Source organism: Myxococcaceae bacterium (assembly GCA_016000045.1).
Lineage (GTDB): Bacteria > Myxococcota > UBA727 > UBA727 > JABDBI01 > AER2-1.
The window spans coordinates 71,371-88,553 of the sequence record JAECQY010000007.1 but is presented as its reverse complement, the minus strand read 5'-3'; the positions used below and the strand labels follow the sequence as shown (position 1 = coordinate 88,553).

General features: G+C 46.9%; 15 protein-coding genes. 12 read left to right on the top strand and 3 right to left on the bottom strand.

The features are described 5' to 3' along the window. From I8H75_05065 to I8H75_05035, 7 genes are all read left to right on the top strand, one after another. A partial coding sequence (locus tag I8H75_05065; protein MBH2006696.1) for a hypothetical protein occupies window positions 1-265 on the top strand: 265 nt, incomplete at its 5' end. Continuing rightward, window positions 266-1,627, top strand: a complete 1,362-nt coding sequence (locus I8H75_05060) for a DUF1566 domain-containing protein (GenBank protein MBH2006695.1) — start codon at window positions 266-268, stop codon at window positions 1,625-1,627. It begins immediately after the preceding gene. A gap of 26 nt (window positions 1,628-1,653) precedes the next feature. After that, window positions 1,654-1,806: a hypothetical protein gene (locus I8H75_05055; GenBank protein MBH2006694.1), complete on the top strand. Its 153-nt coding sequence runs from the start codon at window positions 1,654-1,656 to the stop codon at window positions 1,804-1,806. A gap of 105 nt (window positions 1,807-1,911) precedes the next feature. Then, window positions 1,912-3,297 carry a DUF1566 domain-containing protein gene (locus tag I8H75_05050; protein MBH2006693.1) on the top strand — a complete coding sequence of 462 codons (1,386 nt, stop codon included), beginning with the start codon at window positions 1,912-1,914 and terminating at the stop codon, window positions 3,295-3,297. A gap of 53 nt (window positions 3,298-3,350) precedes the next feature. Further along, window positions 3,351-3,635, top strand: a complete 285-nt coding sequence (locus tag I8H75_05045; protein ID MBH2006692.1) for a four helix bundle protein — start codon at window positions 3,351-3,353, stop codon at window positions 3,633-3,635. A 201-nt stretch (window positions 3,636-3,836) separates the two neighbouring features. Then, a complete protein-coding gene (gene acpP / locus I8H75_05040) occupies window positions 3,837-4,070 on the top strand; it encodes an acyl carrier protein (GenBank protein ID MBH2006691.1) in 234 nt (77 codons plus the stop codon). A 241-nt stretch (window positions 4,071-4,311) separates the two neighbouring features. Further along, complete coding sequence (locus tag I8H75_05035; protein MBH2006690.1) at window positions 4,312-6,201, top strand: hypothetical protein; 1,890 nt, start codon at window positions 4,312-4,314, stop codon at window positions 6,199-6,201. Between the two features lie 52 nt (window positions 6,202-6,253). Here the strand turns inward: I8H75_05035 and I8H75_05030 are convergent, their stop codons facing one another. Next, window positions 6,254-8,041 (bottom strand): hypothetical protein, encoded by a 1,788-nt coding sequence (locus I8H75_05030; protein MBH2006689.1) that lies wholly within the window; start codon window positions 8,039-8,041, stop codon window positions 6,254-6,256. A gap of 249 nt (window positions 8,042-8,290) precedes the next feature. Between I8H75_05030 and I8H75_05025 the strand changes: the two genes are divergently transcribed. Both I8H75_05025 and I8H75_05020 read left to right on the top strand, forming a co-directional pair. Then, window positions 8,291-8,560: a helix-turn-helix domain-containing protein gene (locus I8H75_05025; protein ID MBH2006688.1), complete on the top strand. Its 270-nt coding sequence runs from the start codon at window positions 8,291-8,293 to the stop codon at window positions 8,558-8,560. Between the two features lie 172 nt (window positions 8,561-8,732). Beyond that, window positions 8,733-9,026 carry a transposase gene (locus I8H75_05020; GenBank protein MBH2006687.1) on the top strand — a complete coding sequence of 98 codons (294 nt, stop codon included), beginning with the start codon at window positions 8,733-8,735 and terminating at the stop codon, window positions 9,024-9,026. A 151-nt stretch (window positions 9,027-9,177) separates the two neighbouring features. On the opposite strand, the gene I8H75_05015 is transcribed toward I8H75_05020, so the two are convergent. Further along, window positions 9,178-10,356, bottom strand: a complete 1,179-nt coding sequence (locus tag I8H75_05015) for a hypothetical protein (GenBank protein ID MBH2006686.1) — start codon at window positions 10,354-10,356, stop codon at window positions 9,178-9,180. 708 nt (window positions 10,357-11,064) lie between these two features. On the opposite strand from I8H75_05015, the gene I8H75_05010 reads away from it, so the two are divergent. Then, window positions 11,065-11,376, top strand: coding sequence for a transposase (locus I8H75_05010; GenBank protein ID MBH2006685.1), 312 nt, complete (start codon window positions 11,065-11,067; stop codon window positions 11,374-11,376). Between the two features lie 40 nt (window positions 11,377-11,416). Here the strand turns inward: I8H75_05010 and I8H75_05005 are convergent, their stop codons facing one another. Then, the gene (locus I8H75_05005) at window positions 11,417-11,854 is read right to left on the bottom strand and encodes an interferon alpha-inducible IFI6/IFI27 family protein (protein MBH2006684.1); all 438 of its coding nucleotides are present in this window, start codon (window positions 11,852-11,854) and stop codon (window positions 11,417-11,419) included. Between the two features lie 341 nt (window positions 11,855-12,195). Here I8H75_05005 and I8H75_05000 point away from each other — a divergent pair, with 341 nt between their 5' ends. Both I8H75_05000 and I8H75_04995 read left to right on the top strand, forming a co-directional pair. Beyond that, window positions 12,196-13,233, top strand: a complete 1,038-nt coding sequence (locus I8H75_05000) for a hypothetical protein (GenBank protein MBH2006683.1) — start codon at window positions 12,196-12,198, stop codon at window positions 13,231-13,233. A gap of 499 nt (window positions 13,234-13,732) precedes the next feature. Continuing rightward, window positions 13,733-16,903, top strand: a complete 3,171-nt coding sequence (locus tag I8H75_04995) for an ankyrin repeat domain-containing protein (GenBank protein MBH2006682.1) — start codon at window positions 13,733-13,735, stop codon at window positions 16,901-16,903. Window positions 16,904-17,183 lie beyond the last annotated feature (280 nt).

Sequence of the window (17,183 nt, the reverse complement as noted above, 5' to 3'; positions counted from 1 at the left end):
TTCAGAAAGCGCTGAGGAAAACGATGCTTTGCAAGGAATCGCAGAGGGGATTCCTCTGGCATTGGGTTATATCAGTTTTGTGAAGGCGGGAGTTGATCTGGGGCTTTGGGGTTGGTCTTTGTGGAAAGGTCATTGTGTCAAAGCAAAGCTTGTTTTGCCTCAAAGGTGGACACAACGCGTTAAAAGAAATGCCATGCCTCGAGATCTGGATTTGAACCGGCTCGAAGAACTCATTCGGGTGATTTGCGAAAATCGAGGGTATTAAATGTTTCAGTTTAGTTTGGCACTTTGTTTTTCTTTCAGCGCCTTGGCTCAGTTTTCGATTAGCACAGATTTTGGAGACCATTTCCATGCGTATTTCCAAAATCTTTCGACGGATAATCAGAGTCAAGAAGCCGTTCGAGCGGTTCTCAATCGGACTGCGGATCAAGTGAAATCGAGTACCGGATATCGCATGCCCTTTGAGCTCAATTGCTCGGTGTTTTTCGATGTAGAAGTGGAGCGCGTGGACTGCTGGCCGGGTTTTGAGCCGGCATCGGCCTTGAGTAGTGATTGTGGGTCCTTTGCGGAACTGGCCACTGCAGATCAGCTGGCCCTGAGGCATTACCACCTTTTGCAAACGCGTATGGTGGTAGGGTGGTCGCAGGCTCAAATGCTTCAAGCGCATTACCGCATTGTGCCGAAATCGACGTTGACAGCAAGTCTTTCTGAAAGTGAAGACGCAGGTGCCGATGCTTGTTTTTCGAGCGCGGCGCAGCTGCTGAACGGCCTTTTAGCTGCCTGGAATCACAGCACCGGTGTCTACAGCGATGCGGTGAAGCAAACGGGTCGGTATGCGATTTCGAACGGAGTCGTGAGCGATGCGCTAACGAGTATGCAGTGGGAGCAAGTCGCTGGCGCGACACCGATGGTTTTTACATCGGTGCGATGTTATTGCTCGAGCCGAAATACCGGGGCTTATACAGACTGGAGAGCGCCGAACATCGTGGAGTTGGGGACTTTGATCGATTACACGAATTCCACCGCTCCTTGCTTAGATGCGACGGCCTTTCCCGGAGCGCCCGCTTCAGACTTCTGGTCAGGCTCGCCGGATATTGGAAATAGTGGCTATTCTTGGTATGTGCGAAGCTCATCCAATGTACCTGAGTCTAGCTTCCAATCCAACTCGACGAGCAGCGCGGTTCGTTGTGTGCGTTCTAGCTATACAGCACCTCCCAGCTCTCGGTATACGATAGGCAGCGGAACGACTGCGGGTACGGTGATCGACAAGGTGACCGAGCTGGTTTGGCAGAAGGTGGCGCCTACGAGCGGTGGTCCGAATGGTGATGGGTCTTATAGTCAATCGGGGGCTATGACCTATTGTAATAACCTAAGCCTGGGGGGTTCTGGAGCCGGAAGGTGGCGTTTGCCGACAGTCCGGGAATTGCAAACGCTGGTAGATTACAGCCAGAACAGTAGGGCGCTCATGATGGACAGCACCGCGTTTTCGGGCGAGCCAGCGAATTGGTTCTGGTCATCGTCACCGGTGGCGGGTATTCCTACTGGTGGTTGGGGTGTCTCTTTCGGCGTCGGCTACATGACCTACTCCGGTACGGCGGGCTACGGCATCGTTCGCTGTGTGAGTTGAGCGCTTTAGATGGGAGAACATCAGGGATGAAAAAAGCGTGGCTCAGTTGGGAGAGTGTTCATCGCGCGGCCTTAGCCTGTGGTAGGCATAAGCGTAAGCGCGTGGATGCGATTGCCTTTCGAGCCCACTTTGGGCAAAATGAATGTGTGGCTCGACATCAAAACGTTGGGTGGCTTTAGAGTATCCGATGTGCACAAGCTTTGTGAAAAGTCGCCAGTTGGCGTATTAGATAGAGGCTCGGAAACCTCTTGCATAAGCTGCTCAGGCGTTCGAATGAGGATAGAATGTTGAAATTCGCTTGGATGCTTTGTTTTTCTTTCAGCGTCTTGGCTCAGTTTTCGATTAGCACGGATTTTGGGGACCATTTCCATGCGTATTTCCAAAATCTTTCGACGGATAATCAGAGTCAAGCAGCCGTTCGAGCGGTTCTGAATCGGACTGCGGATCAAGTCAAATCGAGTTCCGGGTACCGCATGCCCTTTGAGCTTAATTGTTCGGTGTTTTTCGATGTAGAAGTCGAGCGCGTGGACTGCTGGCCAGGTTTTGAGCCGGCATCGGCCTTGAGCAGCGATTGTGGATCCTTTGCGGAACTGGCGATCGCAGATCAGCTGGCCCTGAGGCATTACCACCTTTTGCAAACGCGTATGGTGGTAGGGTGGTCGCAGGCTCAAATGCTTCAAGCGCATTATCGTATTCTGCCGAAATCGACGTTGACAGCGAGTCTTGCTTCGAGCCAAGAAGCAAGCATGAGCCATACCATTACCTCGAGCCAAGAAGCAAACGCGAGCCCTCCCTTTGCTTGTTCTTCGGGCACGGTGCAGCTATTGAACGGTCTCTTAGCTGCCTGGAATCACAGCACCGGTATCTATAGCGATGCGGTGAATCAAACGGGTCGGTATACGATTTCAAACGGAGTCGTGAGTGATGCACTGACGAGTATGCAGTGGGAGCAAGTCGCTGGCACGACACCGATGATTTTTGCATCAGTTGCGAGTTATTGCTCGAGCCGAAATACCGGGGCTTATACAGACTGGAGAGCGCCGAACATCGTGGAGTTGGGGACTTTGATCGATTACACGAATTCCACCGCTCCTTGCTTAGATACCACGGCCTTTCCCGGAGCGCCCGCTTCAGACTTTTGGTCAGGCTCGCCGGATATCGGAAATAGTGGCTCTTCTTGGTATGTGCAAAGCTCATTCAATCCACCTGTTTCTTACTACCCATCCGACTCGACGAGCAGCGCGGTTCGTTGTGTGCGTTCTTGCTATGCAGCGCCTCTCAGCTCTCGGTATACGATAGGCAGCGGAACGAGCGTGGGTACGGTGACCGACAAGGTGACCGGGCTGGTTTGGCAAAAGGTAGCGCCTACCACAACGTACACTCAAGCGGACGCTATGACCTATTGCAATAACCTAAGCCTGGGAGGCTCTGGAGCCGGAAGGTGGCGTTTGCCGACAGTCCGGGAATTGCAAACGCTGGTGGATTATAGCCAGAACAATGGGGTGCTCATGATGGACAGCACCGCGTTTTCTGGCGAGCCAGCGACTTATTTTTGGTCATCGTCGCCGGTGGCGGGTGGTCCAACTGACGGATGGACTGTCCGTTTCGCCTACGGCTACGTGTACAACCGCATTACGGCGTACACCTACAACGTTCGCTGTTTGAGTTGAGCGCTGACATTTTGACACTTTGACATTTTAAAAAGGAAACAGAAGGCACCTGGATGGAGACAAGCTATTACGAACGACTTCCGATTTACCGATCTGCGATGGATTTGATGGTGCGTGTGGACAACGTGGTTCGTGCGTTTCCGCGTTATCATAAATATGGAATTGGCGCTCGCTTGCGAGAGGAGTCGCTTGAGATTGCGCAGCTTATTATTCAAGCGAATCGTAAGAAAGCCAGGAATCTAAAAATAACCCGTGGCGAGTCATGCAACGAATGGATGAAACCTTCTATAATAGCTCTTTCTCGAAGTCACCCAGCGGCCTCAGCTCAGGTTGGCTAGCCTGTCTATCCAAACAGTCATCCAAGCTGAACGCCTATTTTCATTCATTGTGGTGAACGCAGTTCATGAAGTCTCTTTCAACAGAAGAGGGAAGATCCATCCCGAAACATTTGACTTTGCGATTGCCCTGACGAGCCACGAAGCAACTCGACGGATGGGCATACTCGTGTTACGTCGGGTGAGGTGCAAGGAGAGTGCAAAATCATGGATATCGAAGGACGTATTAAAGCGATTATTGCCGATCAGCTGGGTATATCGGAGGATGAAGTGAAACCAGAGGCTCGTTTCATTGAAGATTTAGGAGCAGATTCGTTGGATATTGTTGAACTGATTATGGCTCTGGAAGAAGAGTTTGAAACCGAGATTCCAGACGAAGAGGCTGAAAAAATGACGACCGTCAAAGATGCGATCGAATACATCAAAGCTCACCAATAGTCGGCATCGGCTTAAAGTCTCCAATGGGCGGGACTAAAACGGCAGCCCTCAGGTTTCGATAGATCGAGTTTTTGATCTAAAAGGGTCTGCAAAGATCGAGCAACCGCTTGAAATTAAAGCAATATTTAACTTTTCTCCGAGAGCCGTAGAAGAAATCCGTTCTGTTGCTTGAATCTCGAATTCACTTTGAGTTAGAGTTTTTAGTACTTGGAAGGGATTTCCCCTTCAACGGAGGCTACATATGAGGAATTTGAAGAAGAGGTCGCTGACATCGGTGGCTTTAAGTGCCCTCTTGATAGGGGCAATCTCTTGCAGTGATGACAACAGCGGGTCCACTTCTCAACAGAGTGCGACGGACAACGGCGGTAGCGACACACCGAGTGTGAAGGTGGCAGCCACTCTACGCTATGCTTTTTCCGACCTGAAAAATCTTGCTTTGGATGGACGTGGTATCGATACTTTGCGCATTTCGGGTTCTTACAACAGCGAAGATCTTTCTGGGATCAAAAATTTCGCCAAGATTCAGATTGTGACTCCGTTGACCAGTGCCAACTTAAATTTAGGGGGGCTGGATGGGTCCAATAAGATGCTTGAGTTCTTTGATGCACGAGCTCTCAATGCAAACACTCTGACCTTGCCTTCGTCGATGGTGAATAACGTTATCAAACAAGTTTCGGGCGTTGGTGGGAAATTCTTCGACACGGCCGTGACGAATCCCGGTACGCTGAGCAGCGTATCCACCAACGGTGGAGCCATCGCAGGAGCTCTGACGATTGCCTATACCAACGATGCGACGGCAACCAGCCAAAAACTGATGCTAGACAGTTACATCGATACGACTTCAGTGACATTCTCGGGCGCTAAATTAACGGATTTGGAACTGGATGTGCGAGGCAGCAATAAAATTGTCTCCTTGATTTCAGGGACTCTTGAAAACTTAAAAGTAGTGACCCAGGACGTCAATTCGAACCTCAATGTGACACCTTCTGCGCCTGGGGCTCTGACGAGCGTGAACGCCAGTGGTACTGGTTCTGTGAAGCTTGATCTCAGCAATGTGGGCGCTTTGAGAAGTACTTTTGGAGTGACCGGGAACGGGAGGGTCGATCTGATTGCTGCAGCTGCTGGGCTGAATTCGGCTAGTGCAGCGAATTTCACTGGAATTCATAAGTTGGTGATGAAAGAAGCGGCTTCTTTATCGGATGCTCAAGCAGCGACTGTTCAAACCATCGACCCAAAAATCCTGGCCTTTGGAGCAAGTGGTTCTGGGGTAGACGCCAGCAAGGTTTCCAACGTGAAGGACTTTGCCATTGAAAGCGGGAATTTCGGGGCTACATTTACAAACGTTGTAGCAGGCTCGAATTTCTTCATCAACAACTTGGCAGGTAATAGCGGAACGGTTTCGATCGGATCGGCGAATGGTATGAACTCGACGAATGTCGAGCTGTCGTTGAGCGGAGCGGTTGCTAACCAAACCTTAGCTGGCCTTACATTCACGGGTGGGCTGAATAGTCCAGTGCTGAAGTCGTTAGGCAATCCAGAGAGCGGCTATGCTAATGTGATTACGACCTTAACGAATGTTGCAGGTGGTGAGCTGACAATTCTTGGGGATACCGATTTGCTCATAACCAATGCTCTTGCTGCTTCCGCGAATGTGGATGCGAGTGACTTTAGTGGTAAGCTGATGATGGTAGCTTCTGCGACGAGCCCCGTGATTCAAGTGGGTTCCGGTGGGTCGATCGTGGGAATTGCACCTGCGAGCTTGAGCGGTGCTGCAGCCGGTAGTAATATTGCTGTGACATTTGGTGCGGGCGTGGATACATTAAAGTTAAGTGCGACCCCGTTCGGTGTGAACGCTGCTAATTCGGTTGTTTACATGACCATCAACGGTTTCGATGTGAGTAAAGATGTGATTTCCTGTGGAGCAGCTCCTACCTTCGTTTCAACCGCGCTGACGGGTTGGACGGTTAGTGGAAATACTTTAAGCGGCACGTTTGTACTGACGGTAGGCCAGGTTGGGTATACGGTGATTGGGAGTGATACGTATGTGTTTTTTGCGGGTGGGGTAAATAAATACTACGCAATCAAACTAGCAGCTGTAACGGGCATAACAGCTGTAAACTTTAGCAGCTAAGCCTTAAAGATAGCAAAGACCTGTGTTGTCCGGCCTTCATGCCGGACACTTTTTATTGGTGAACACAAAGAACGTGATAAGCTCCCCCGTTGATTTGACCATCGTAAGGGATGTACGATCCTCTGATATCATTCCGAGAGGGGTCTAAGGCAGTTGCGTAGTAACCATATCCGGTAGAGTTGTCTATGTTGGAAAAAACAGTTGCATCGATCGTTGTAGCCCAATTGTTTAGCATTCTTAACGTTGACATCTGTTTGGTTGTTGGCACTTGGCTAGGAGCTCCTCTCAGAGTAAGGTTATGGCAGTAGGCCTGAAAAGACCCTGGAGGAGCTGAGGTATTCCAGATGAGATTGTCTCCACCTGAACTTCGTGCCCAGACAAGATTCGTGGCAGTATCTAAGACTTCAGTTGTATTTTGATTAACGCTTCCCCTCGTCGCTGCATCTTGGTAGCGAACTATGGTATTTCGGATAATTTTTCCACGTACGCAGGTTGTATTACTGGTCCATGTGCTTGGTAGATAGTAGACTGTTCCTGCTGAATCGTATTGATTTGCATTAAAATAAACATTCCAATTTGAGTTAGAACTTCGAATGTAAATTCCGTTCGCCCACTGAGATCCAGAAATATTGAAGATCGGGTGAAGCATGGGCATTCGAGTGAGATCCATCTCCATCTGGAGTTCGATGACTTCAGGAACACGCCAATCACTAAATCCTCCCAGGCGCAAATCTGCGCAGAGCTGAGTAGCTTGTGCAAAAGTGGCGTCAGTTCCGACAGCTGATTGCGTAAAATAGCGATTGATCAAGGAATCGTATACGATGCCGGGCCAGGGCAGGGAATAGCGTCCAGTTTGGTTCGTTGCGTCATCGTAGACGCCGGTGCTGGCGTTCCAAGTGGCGTATTCTGGATTGACGACAATGAGTTCTGGAATGCTTGGGCTGAGCGATTCGATAGGAGAGAGCGTGGTGCTCAGCGGCTTGGTGTGCGAGAAAGATGCACGAAAGGAGTCGCTCTGAGAGTGGGAAACAGAGTCCGTTTGGGAGATAGAATCAGCTCGAGTGGGTGAAGCGCTGAAAGAATCAGAAGCTTCGGGAGTTTGAGAATACGAGGCACTCTGTTTTGGGGTGGATGTCCAGCTTGAGCTGAAGACTTGGCTGTTGGAAATGCTTTGGGTCCAAGATGTCAGCGTCTGAGTAGCGCTGGCAATGGCGCTGAAGGTCCGTGAAAGAAAGCCGGTTTTGGAAGGAGCGAGAGTCTGCGTGACAGTCGGCTTGGGTGAATCAGATGGGGTTTCAGTAGCGATGGGCTTCAAAGAATCTGTTTGGGGCTCAGGCAGGCTCGAGCTTTGAAAAGGCGTGGTTGTAAGGGTTTGTGGGCGTAAGAATAAATCTGTTTGAAACTGCTGCTTTTTATTCTTGGTCCAATCGGCGAAGATATGAGCTAGGAGTAGGTGCGTAAACAGGATTTGCTCGCTTTGCTCTGAAGGCAAGGAAACGGATGAGAGTCCAACGGCTTCTTCGCTGAGTTGCTGCGCGGTTGCCGGAGCCCAGTTGCAATTGGCTTGCTGGACGCGCTGATTGAAGTGAATGGTGCAGTTACAAGTGAAAACGCCGGTATAGCTTGGGTGATTTTTGATTTGAGGAGCGAAGAGAGTCAATATTGCGCTGGCGGCCTTGGCTGTTGCTTGCAGTTCTTCAGAGGTGAGAGTAGGGGCGCAACGGTATGAAGGTAAGACTTGGTAGAGTGCATTGACAGCGGAGTCTTGCACAGGACCCCAGGTCAGATACTCCAGAGCGTTTGCTGCGGGAGCTAGGATTAGGATAATAAAAAAATACACACTCAATCCAGAAATTGTGCTCTGATTTTATTTTAAAATTTTGGATTGTCAATCTAGCTTTTTAATGCCCTCTCATATTGGGGGAAGGCGATTTTGGCTTGACAAAATCGTGGATGCTTTTCAATCATCTGGCTGATGCAAAATACTCCAGATTGATCAGGTTCGAACACATGTGAGACTGGCGAAATAAAAAAAGAAGCTCTATTTGGAAGTTATGAACACAAGCCAAAAAGAGCCTTTTTTACGCAGATGAAGTACCTACACGGTTACCGGACCTATCCGATAAATAAGCTTCGCATAAGCCCTCATGATCTAGTAGCTCTGAAAAGATGGAACGCTTTGGAACGTTTCGAACGAGCTCTTTCGAAAGGGCTTTCTAGTGGAGATGCCGCTCAGATTGTTGGAGTCTCCAAAGCCACTCTCTATCGTTGGAAGGCTCGAAAGACGGCCAAATTTTCAATCGTTGATCCCGAAGAGCCGACGTCCCTGCTCTTTGCGAAAAACGAAAGTACCCCATGAGTTCAGAACTCGTATCTTACAGCTTCGTCGTGAACACCCCACTTGGGATAAAAGAAAGATCCGCTAGATTCTTCAGCAGGAGAGAGTTCGAACGAGCGAGAGCGCGGCTGGTCGTATCATTTTACTCAATTGCTCCAACGCGGTTCGCTTAAAGAGAGGAATTCTTCTGGCGGTGCTGGCTCCCAAGTCTCCGAAACGAAACGGTTCTGTTGAGCGGCTTAATGGCACTTGGCGTTCGGATTTTTATAACCTGTTTGATTTGCTGACTTCTCTTCAGGAACTGCGACCGATGTTGAATGATTTTATCGACAGCTATAATTGGGACCAACCTCATGATGGGATTGGTTTACAAACACCCCAACATTTTCCAGAAGGCTCAGGTATCCAAGTGAGCCCTTTCCAGCCTCAAATGTCTCGAGCCCCCGGACAAGTCCTTGAGGTGTACCCCGTCCTTGGGTACTCCTGAACTGTCTACCTTAAAGCCTGCAAAGCTCCTCTCAGGTTCCGTTGCCTGTGTCGCACGTTCCAACCGCTGCCGCTCCTAGCGTGGTACAAGAACAATCTTTAAGCGCAACCTTCCTACTGATCTACTGTAAGACTCTCTTGAGGACATTTAACTATCTGACATCGGAACAGGCGGAACATTGGCACCCTGTATTAGGGCCACACTTACCATCTTCACAGTGTCCGCAAATGCGACATTTTCCTTTTGGTTGGAATTGCTTTCCACAGTAGTATTTTCCACTTCTGCCAAGCTTACAAATTTTACCTTCTCGATTCAATTTTGTGCCGGGTGGCAATTGAGGCTTAGCTTTTCCCTGCGTCTCTTCAGGTTTTCTGCACAACCCAACTGGAAGAGAATCAGCTACTGAAGCATCAAAAATTCTCCCGGAATTAGCAGTACGCCAAGCAACAGAACCTGCAGCCAAAAGACCATTTCCAACCTCAGCTGCAAGCCTTCGCTTCAAGTCCCAAGACTCAACCTGGAGACTTCTAAACTCACCTGTCATGATTAACATTGTGAAATGTTCACAATTGGATAAAGTCGGAAGATAACGCCAAACATAACTCCCCGTTTCTTGAAACTCCAAAGCTTTTTCGGCTCTTATGACCACCAATTCAGGAGAAAACCTAGTCACAGAGTTTGCCGAATGCTCATAAATACCACCCGAAGCAAAAGATCGAATACCCGTTGTTCTCCTAACCTTGCCTCCATTAATATGGATCCATTCCGAGTTTCCAATATATATCCCGCAATGCATCGAATTCGCTCCTCCAATCCGACTAACCGTCTTATATGCCCGCCCGGCAACAGGAGTCTCTATCGGCGCCCATTGACTGAGTTCTTCCTCTGTTACTAATACGCAATGACCTTTACTTTGAGAATCACCATCCTTTGGAAGCACCACTAAAACGGGTAACTGAAAAGCATTTGCATCGTGCGATTGCTCAAGGCAGCCCGGCGCAGAATCCGTCTGAAAATGGAATCCATCAGATGTACCTGCTTCAAACAGACTCGCTCTCAAGCAACCCTGTAATTGACTCAACTCGACTTGCATGTCCTCAACAGACTCACCCTCGCCAATTCGTTTTATAGAATTCCGCGCTTCATCAATCTGCTGCTTTAGTTCTTGGATGCGCTCATCGCGTTCTTTGATAAGTTGTTCGAACGTTTTTTCACGCTTCAAGAAACTTTTGTGCTCATCTTGCCTCCGCTTCGCCTCTTCGCTTATCTCTTCTGTTTTCAAGACTCCTTCTTGGACAACCGAAGCGATGTTTGACAGAAACGGGAACATAAACAAGCCCTGACCCGATCCAGAACCACTTATTTGCGACGTAACTAGACTCCGGACACTGCTAAAGGCAGCCTGAAAACCAATTGAACGCCCAACGGCTAGCTCAGCTTGTGAAACGAAGCAGACAAGAAAGACGTGAGAAAAAACAAGAAAGGACTTATTCATTTCGAGCTCCTATGGATTAAATTTCAAGACTCAGGATCTGGATTACTCTTCCAAAATTGAAATTACAACTACTATCTTTGAATATGGATCTCGGATTTGAAAGTGGACCTTTTGAACAATACAGAACGGTCACATACGTAACCTGAGTTTCGTTTAAGAGATTTGCAGCAGGCTAAAAATAAGAGATTTTTTCTTCACATTCGAGTTTTTAAAGATCATCCTGTTTTTCTCATTCAACGCAGGAGAAAACAGGATGACAGAACTATTTTGCATTGTTGACGATTTTTGCAAGGTCCTTTCAAAAGATTTTGAGAAACAACTGGGGGTGAGAAGTGAAGTGAAAATCCGTCGACGTCTAGGAAAACTATCCCTCAGCGAGATAATGACAATCCTTATTTTGTTTCAGAGCTCAGGATATTGAAATTTTAAGACCTACTACTTGGATTATGTCTGTCGACATTTGCGTTCAGAATTTCCAAACTTGATTTCTTATTCCCGTTTCGTCTATCTCATGCCAAGGGCTTTGTTCGCATTACTCTTTTGATGCTTAAAATGTGTGGCAAAACAAAAGGGATAGCTTTGGTGGATTCAACGACACTGAGAGTTTGTCACAACAAACGCATTCATCGGAACCGAGTTTTTGGCGAACTTGGCAAAAGAAGCAAATCAACCATGGGCTGGTTCTTTGGCTTTAAGCTGCATTTGATTATCAATGACTGCGGAGAAATCTTGGCATTCAGACTGACCCAAGGCAATGTTGATGATAGAAAGCTTCTGTCGAGCATGGCAAGTCGGCTCCACGACTCTTGGGCGTTTCTGGCCGAAGTTCTCCCCGTGTTTATCGGCCCACGTTAAAATGCGTGTGAATAGGTCTTTGAGTTTTGCTTGAGCCAATTTACAACTTTGATGTTGCGTAATACGAATCAACCAGCTCACAGAACGCGGCTACTGCAACTCCTGTCGAACCCGTTACAACAGCGGTTCCGGACAAACTTAAACCTGCAGCGGAAATGGATTGAAGGAGCGCGAAGATACCGCCGCTGGATACTACGCCTCCCATCGTAGCCTGCCATACGGCTGCCAATGAGCCTCCTGCAATGCCGGCCGCCGTAAAACCTACAAAAGACAGGGCAGCAGGCAAGGCAACGACAGTGAATGCCCCTGTCGCTATTCCAGCGGCACCCATGGCTAAAGCGCATTTCCTAGAGAGTATGTAGTTGGTTTCAGACAGTTTTTCTGCTTCAGAATCATTCGCAAAAACCGGAATCGATAGAACAGAACCCAGTAAGAAGAAAGTAAATACTCGACGACAGCTCAATAATTTATTTGACATAACAAGTTCTCCTATTTTCGAATTAGTTGAACCGTCGTGATTTGTCACCACTTATCCAGATTCAAGCCTTTGTTAAGTCAAGAAGCGAAAAAACTAACCCAAATACATTCTTGATGCTTCGGTTCTGTTTCAAGCGGTGCTATCCATCGCTGAAAAGAAAATCCAAGGTTACTTTAGATACGTTGAATCATTTCTAACGCAGAAAAAGGTTTGTCAAATACCAACAGTTCCCGCCAAAATAAATTGGCGTTTAGACGCGTTGTCATGAATGGGGTTCTCAATTATTTTCGTAAACTTTGGAGCTTATTACCAAGAAAATCAAAACGTGATCCATCCAAGGAATGAAATCGCTTTCTAGTTCAGGCCGAGAGGAACTATCGCTCTCGGCACTCATTCAAGCTTGCTATCCCTATTTCTCGACTCAGTTTCCGATTCCTAAAAAACACCAAGCCACCGGAAAACCCTCTTTGTTAGATTGCATCCTGGCAGGTTTGGCCGTATTTCACCTCAAGTTTTCGTCTCTGCTCCAATACGATCAACAATGCCGAAAAATCACCGGTTCGAACCTTAAGACCTTGTATCGAGTCCAAAATCCCCCTTGTGACACCACCCTACGCGAACGCTTAGATGAACTCTCTCCGAAAAGCCTGCGAGGCATCTTTAAAATCCTCTTCGCTTTTGCCCAGCGGGGCAAGATATTGGAATCTTACCTCTTCTGGAACCAGCACTATCTTCTCTCCGTGGACGGCAGCGGACATCATACTTCCTCCAAAGTTTTCTGCGATAACTGCTGTGTCAAGCAGCTCGAAAGTGGTCAAAAGATCTATTATCACCCCGTATTGTGTGGCGTTTTGGTCCATCCTCATCAAAAGCAAGTCATTCCCTTGGCTCCGGAGGCAGTTCAGAAGTCTGAGATCTTGGCCAAAAACGATTGCGAACAACGAGCGGCAGAACGACTTTTGAGAGATTTTAGACGAGAACATCCGAACTTAAAGGCAGTGGTGACGGAAGATGGTCTGTATGCGGCCGGCAAGCATCTGGAACTGCTTCAAGAATTGGATTTGAAATTTATCATTATCGCCAAGCCTGGGAATCTACGCCTGCTTTACGACTGGATCGAGTCCTCCTTGCTCACAGGGGTAGTTCGTTGCCATGCGGGAGTTACCCAACGTTATCGCTTCCTGAATCAAGTGCCTTTGAACGACACTTTCTTCGAGAGAAAAGTGAATTTTTTGGAATACGATGAAATCAACGCCCAAGGCAAAAAGCAGCATTTTGCTTGGATCACGGATCTTCCTTTATCGGAATCGACCCTCGAAACGGTGATGCGAGGGGCCGAGCGCGTTGGCGGATTGAAAACGAAACGTTTAACACGCTGAAGAACCAAGGCTATGAGATGGGACATAATGACTGGCACGGGCATCCGAATCTGTGCAGCAATCTGGGCTTATTGATGCTGCTGGCGTTTCTGATTGATCAGCTTTCAGAGCTATCGGATCAAAGCTTTCAACGAGCGAAAGCGTCTGCGAAGAGCTATCCCGTTTTATGGGAAGAGGTGCGGGCTGTTTTTAAGTTTTTTATACTGGAGAGTTTTGAAGGTTTTGTATTTGAAAATCCTATCGGATCATCGGTACAACAGCAGCTGAGGGTGTGCACAATCTGTTCTGACTGTTAATCTCCTTTTTGGGGATCTAGGGGCGGTTGATTCTCTCGTAGCTTGAATCAGTCAAAATGAGGCATTTTTCTCAAAAATAAGGGATTGCTCTTGCATCCCCTGCCATTTTTTTAAGTTGGCGGGAATGGCTGTTGAACCCGGACAAATCCTTGTCAATTCCAGTATTTTGATTTAGTATTCTTAACGAACATTTGGAGTATACTATGCGTCGTCGTTCAGTTTTATTTTTACTGCTCTGTCTACTTTTTGTTAACAGGCTCTCTGGACAATCTCTTCTTGAGCTTATTCGTCAAGGTCAAGAACAAGCCGCTTGCATGCTTCTTGCTCAGAACCCGAACTTAGCTATTCTTGATATTAACCAACTCGAAACACCTTTACACCTTGCTGCGGCAGCTGGTATGACTCGATTGGTTCAGGCGTTGATCGGTATTCCTACGATTAACCTGGACGGGACTGATGGGTATGGGAGAACTGCGCTCATGGCAGCCTCGCTGGGCACGAACGCCATCGCTGCAGAACAAATCATTCGATCGCTTATTCAGAAAGGCGCTAATGTTGCGTTACCAAATCTAACAAACAAATTAACAGCACGACACTATGCTTTAGCGAGTGAATTGGATTTGCCGCTGACTCTATTAGATCTCTTGGCTCATAATTCACTGCCAGATTCAATTTTGCTTTCAGAAACTTATCAGGCAAATGGTCATGAACGCGAAGCTCGTTTGAGTAGATTACAGGAATCACAACAAATTGCTCAGTATGAGCAAGAAAAGCAAGAAAATCGTTGGGGAAAGCAATATGTTAAAAGGCTTCGGCAAGGTGAAGACGTAGAGGGAACACCTGATAAGAAGGCTGCAGATCGAATTGCGGTTCGTTCTGCAATTAGAATTCTTGACAGAATAAGGGAATTAAAGCGTGGTGATATAGATTATGATGCCATTGATATCGTTCGAAATGCGCTGACACTTGTGAGTCGTCTTTGTTACGGATTGTCAAAGCAGACAAAAGAAAAATATCGGGCGACTTTGCTTTGGCCGGAGTTGGAGTTTTTAGCAGCAATCTTTTCTGATGATTCGATCTCAAGATATGTATTTCCAATAGGAACCACCACCTTAAGCCGTAATGGTGCTGCATTTAACTTTAGAAATCATTATGCAGTAACAGAACAGCTTCTTGTTCAAGGAGTTCCGAGATGGAATAAGCAAGGAGATTTATTGGCGTTGCGCAAGCGATTTTTTCAGATGCTTTCTGAGTACGATCAATGGGGAGATATCTCCGTCCCGCTAAGAGACCCTCGGATACCGGAGTCCATGCTTAACCTACATGCTTTTATTAGACATGCCTATGACTTGTTCTCTTTAGGTAAGATAGTGGATCTGACAAGAGTGGCTGCTCGGTTAAATATTGAAGATCTAGATGAAAGACGTAGACTCTTCACAATTGTTAAAAAAGTAGGAGATACTGCAAAATATGAAATGATTGGTGCGAATCTAGGACGTCGAATTAAGGCTAAAATTCCAGAGATGTCATGGGAAAGTCTTCAAAAACTACGAAATCTTCTTAAAGAAGGTCCTCAAAAGAGGCCTGAAGTACGAGCGCGCATGAATCACTTGATTCGCCAGGGAAATATCGGTGGATTGAGTTTGCAAGAACTCCGGCAAGATATTGTTGAACTTGGGATGAGCTTAAAGAATATTTTATCTGGCCTCATAGATATCGGAGAGCCCAGTACACTATTAGACCGAATTGTACAGCAGCATCGGTCGTATTTGGAGTTATCATTGAATGTTGGCCGACGTCTTTCGTGGCTTCCTGAAGACACCCACAAACTTGCTCGATTGCTGGTTCAAGCTCGCCAACAGTCTTTGGAGACCTGCCTTTCTGATAAGCAAAAGCAGACGCTTGCTTCAAAGAAACAAAAGCTGGGCAACGTTGTGTCGCACCCAACGATGCCTCAAGATAAGAAGGATGCAGTAGTCAAGCAAATAGAGTCAGATATCGATGTTATTGAGCAAGAGCTGCGTTCTGTTCAACAAAAGTATCGGGAAATGCTTCACCGCATTAATGGTCGAAATGCTTTGCGAGAGACCGATGAAACCTTGCATGTCTCAGAACTCGACACTGTCTGCGCAAATCTCAACCGAGACGATTCGATAGACTTTGTTCAGACCTACTTAAGTGGCTCTCACTATAGAAGTTTTGAAACATTGAGTCGATGGCTAGATGTGGGACCCACAGAAGGACATCTAAGAAATGACGAACAACAAGCCACCTATCTTCGGTTAGCAATGGATTCATGGGATCGCCTTGTGACTTTCTTGTTTCCGGATTCCAGACAACGACAGCGAGTTTTGAATATCGTAAATACAAACCCACGCTATTTGAATGCCGTTAATGAAGATTCTAGGCATCTAGAAACGTGCCTGAGACAATATCTTGAAAAGTTAGATTATAAAGTAGGATTAGATGCTGAGCTGATCGATTTTATCATCTATTCTGTGAATTCAGGTGTGATTCAAAATGTGCATATTCGCAATATTCTTGAGCATGTTGATGTGATGCATGAAATTCATCGACGAGAATCAGCCACTCAAGTATTTAATGAATTAATATCCATGTTGGCAGAAGTTGATACGAGTTTAACTCAGCGTAAACGAGATCTGGAAAGTAAAGGGCATATGGTTCCACTTGCTAATGTAATTGGTGCTTCATCTGTCTCTAGCTCATTGTTGGGTTCGATTGTGGAAAGGTTAAACTGGTTTCGCGCAATTCGTTATGATTTGTTGGATAGACATGTGAGTGTTTCTCGGCGGTTAGGCGTACCTGCAGACGGAGATTGTATGTTTAATGCTGTTCTCATGGGACTCCATATCGCCCCAGAGACATTGAATGCGCTGGGTGCCAGACAAATGGTTGTTAGAGAGTTAAGAAACAATTTGCATTTATATTTTACAGAGATAGCAGATCAATTGGCCCAAAATATTAGAGATAATGAGCTAGATGGCTATCCCCAGAATCTACGTACTCAAATGCAGAACTTGTGGCAATACCGACAAAATGCTTTACGAACAGGCTTCGGGATTGAAGATATAGAAAGGAGAATATTGGATTTTGCAGAACAACAAGTTCCAACCTATATCAATGCCATGGAGCAAGTTGGGCAAATGTGGGGAGGCCCAATTGAGCTTGGAATTTTAGCCAGATTGCGAGATGTACGAATTGTGGTTTATAATGAAGGAGAAGTTCGAGGGCATGTGATCAATCAAAACGCCACTCAAGGTCAAGTTGATCTAACCTATACAGGAAATCACTACGAGTTATTTAGAGCGCCCATCTTGACATCTGTGTCTTCTAGTATGCCCTGTGCTTGGTAAAAATGTATGTGCTCATGGGGTGCTGACCGGGCAGATAGGTGACACTCTCAAAAAGGAGAATCGCTATGGATCCCATGACTTGGAATCAAACCGAAGTATATCAAGAGAGAATCAGATTTATTGACGATTGGTTCGCAGATGAGTTTTGCTTTGCAGCACGATGTGAACGCTATCAGATAAGCCGGAAGACGGGTTACAAACTCATCGAACGCTTCGGAGAGAGTCCGCAGCCCAAGCTCGGCACACTTATCCGAATCGGACTGAGCTCCCATGGTACAGC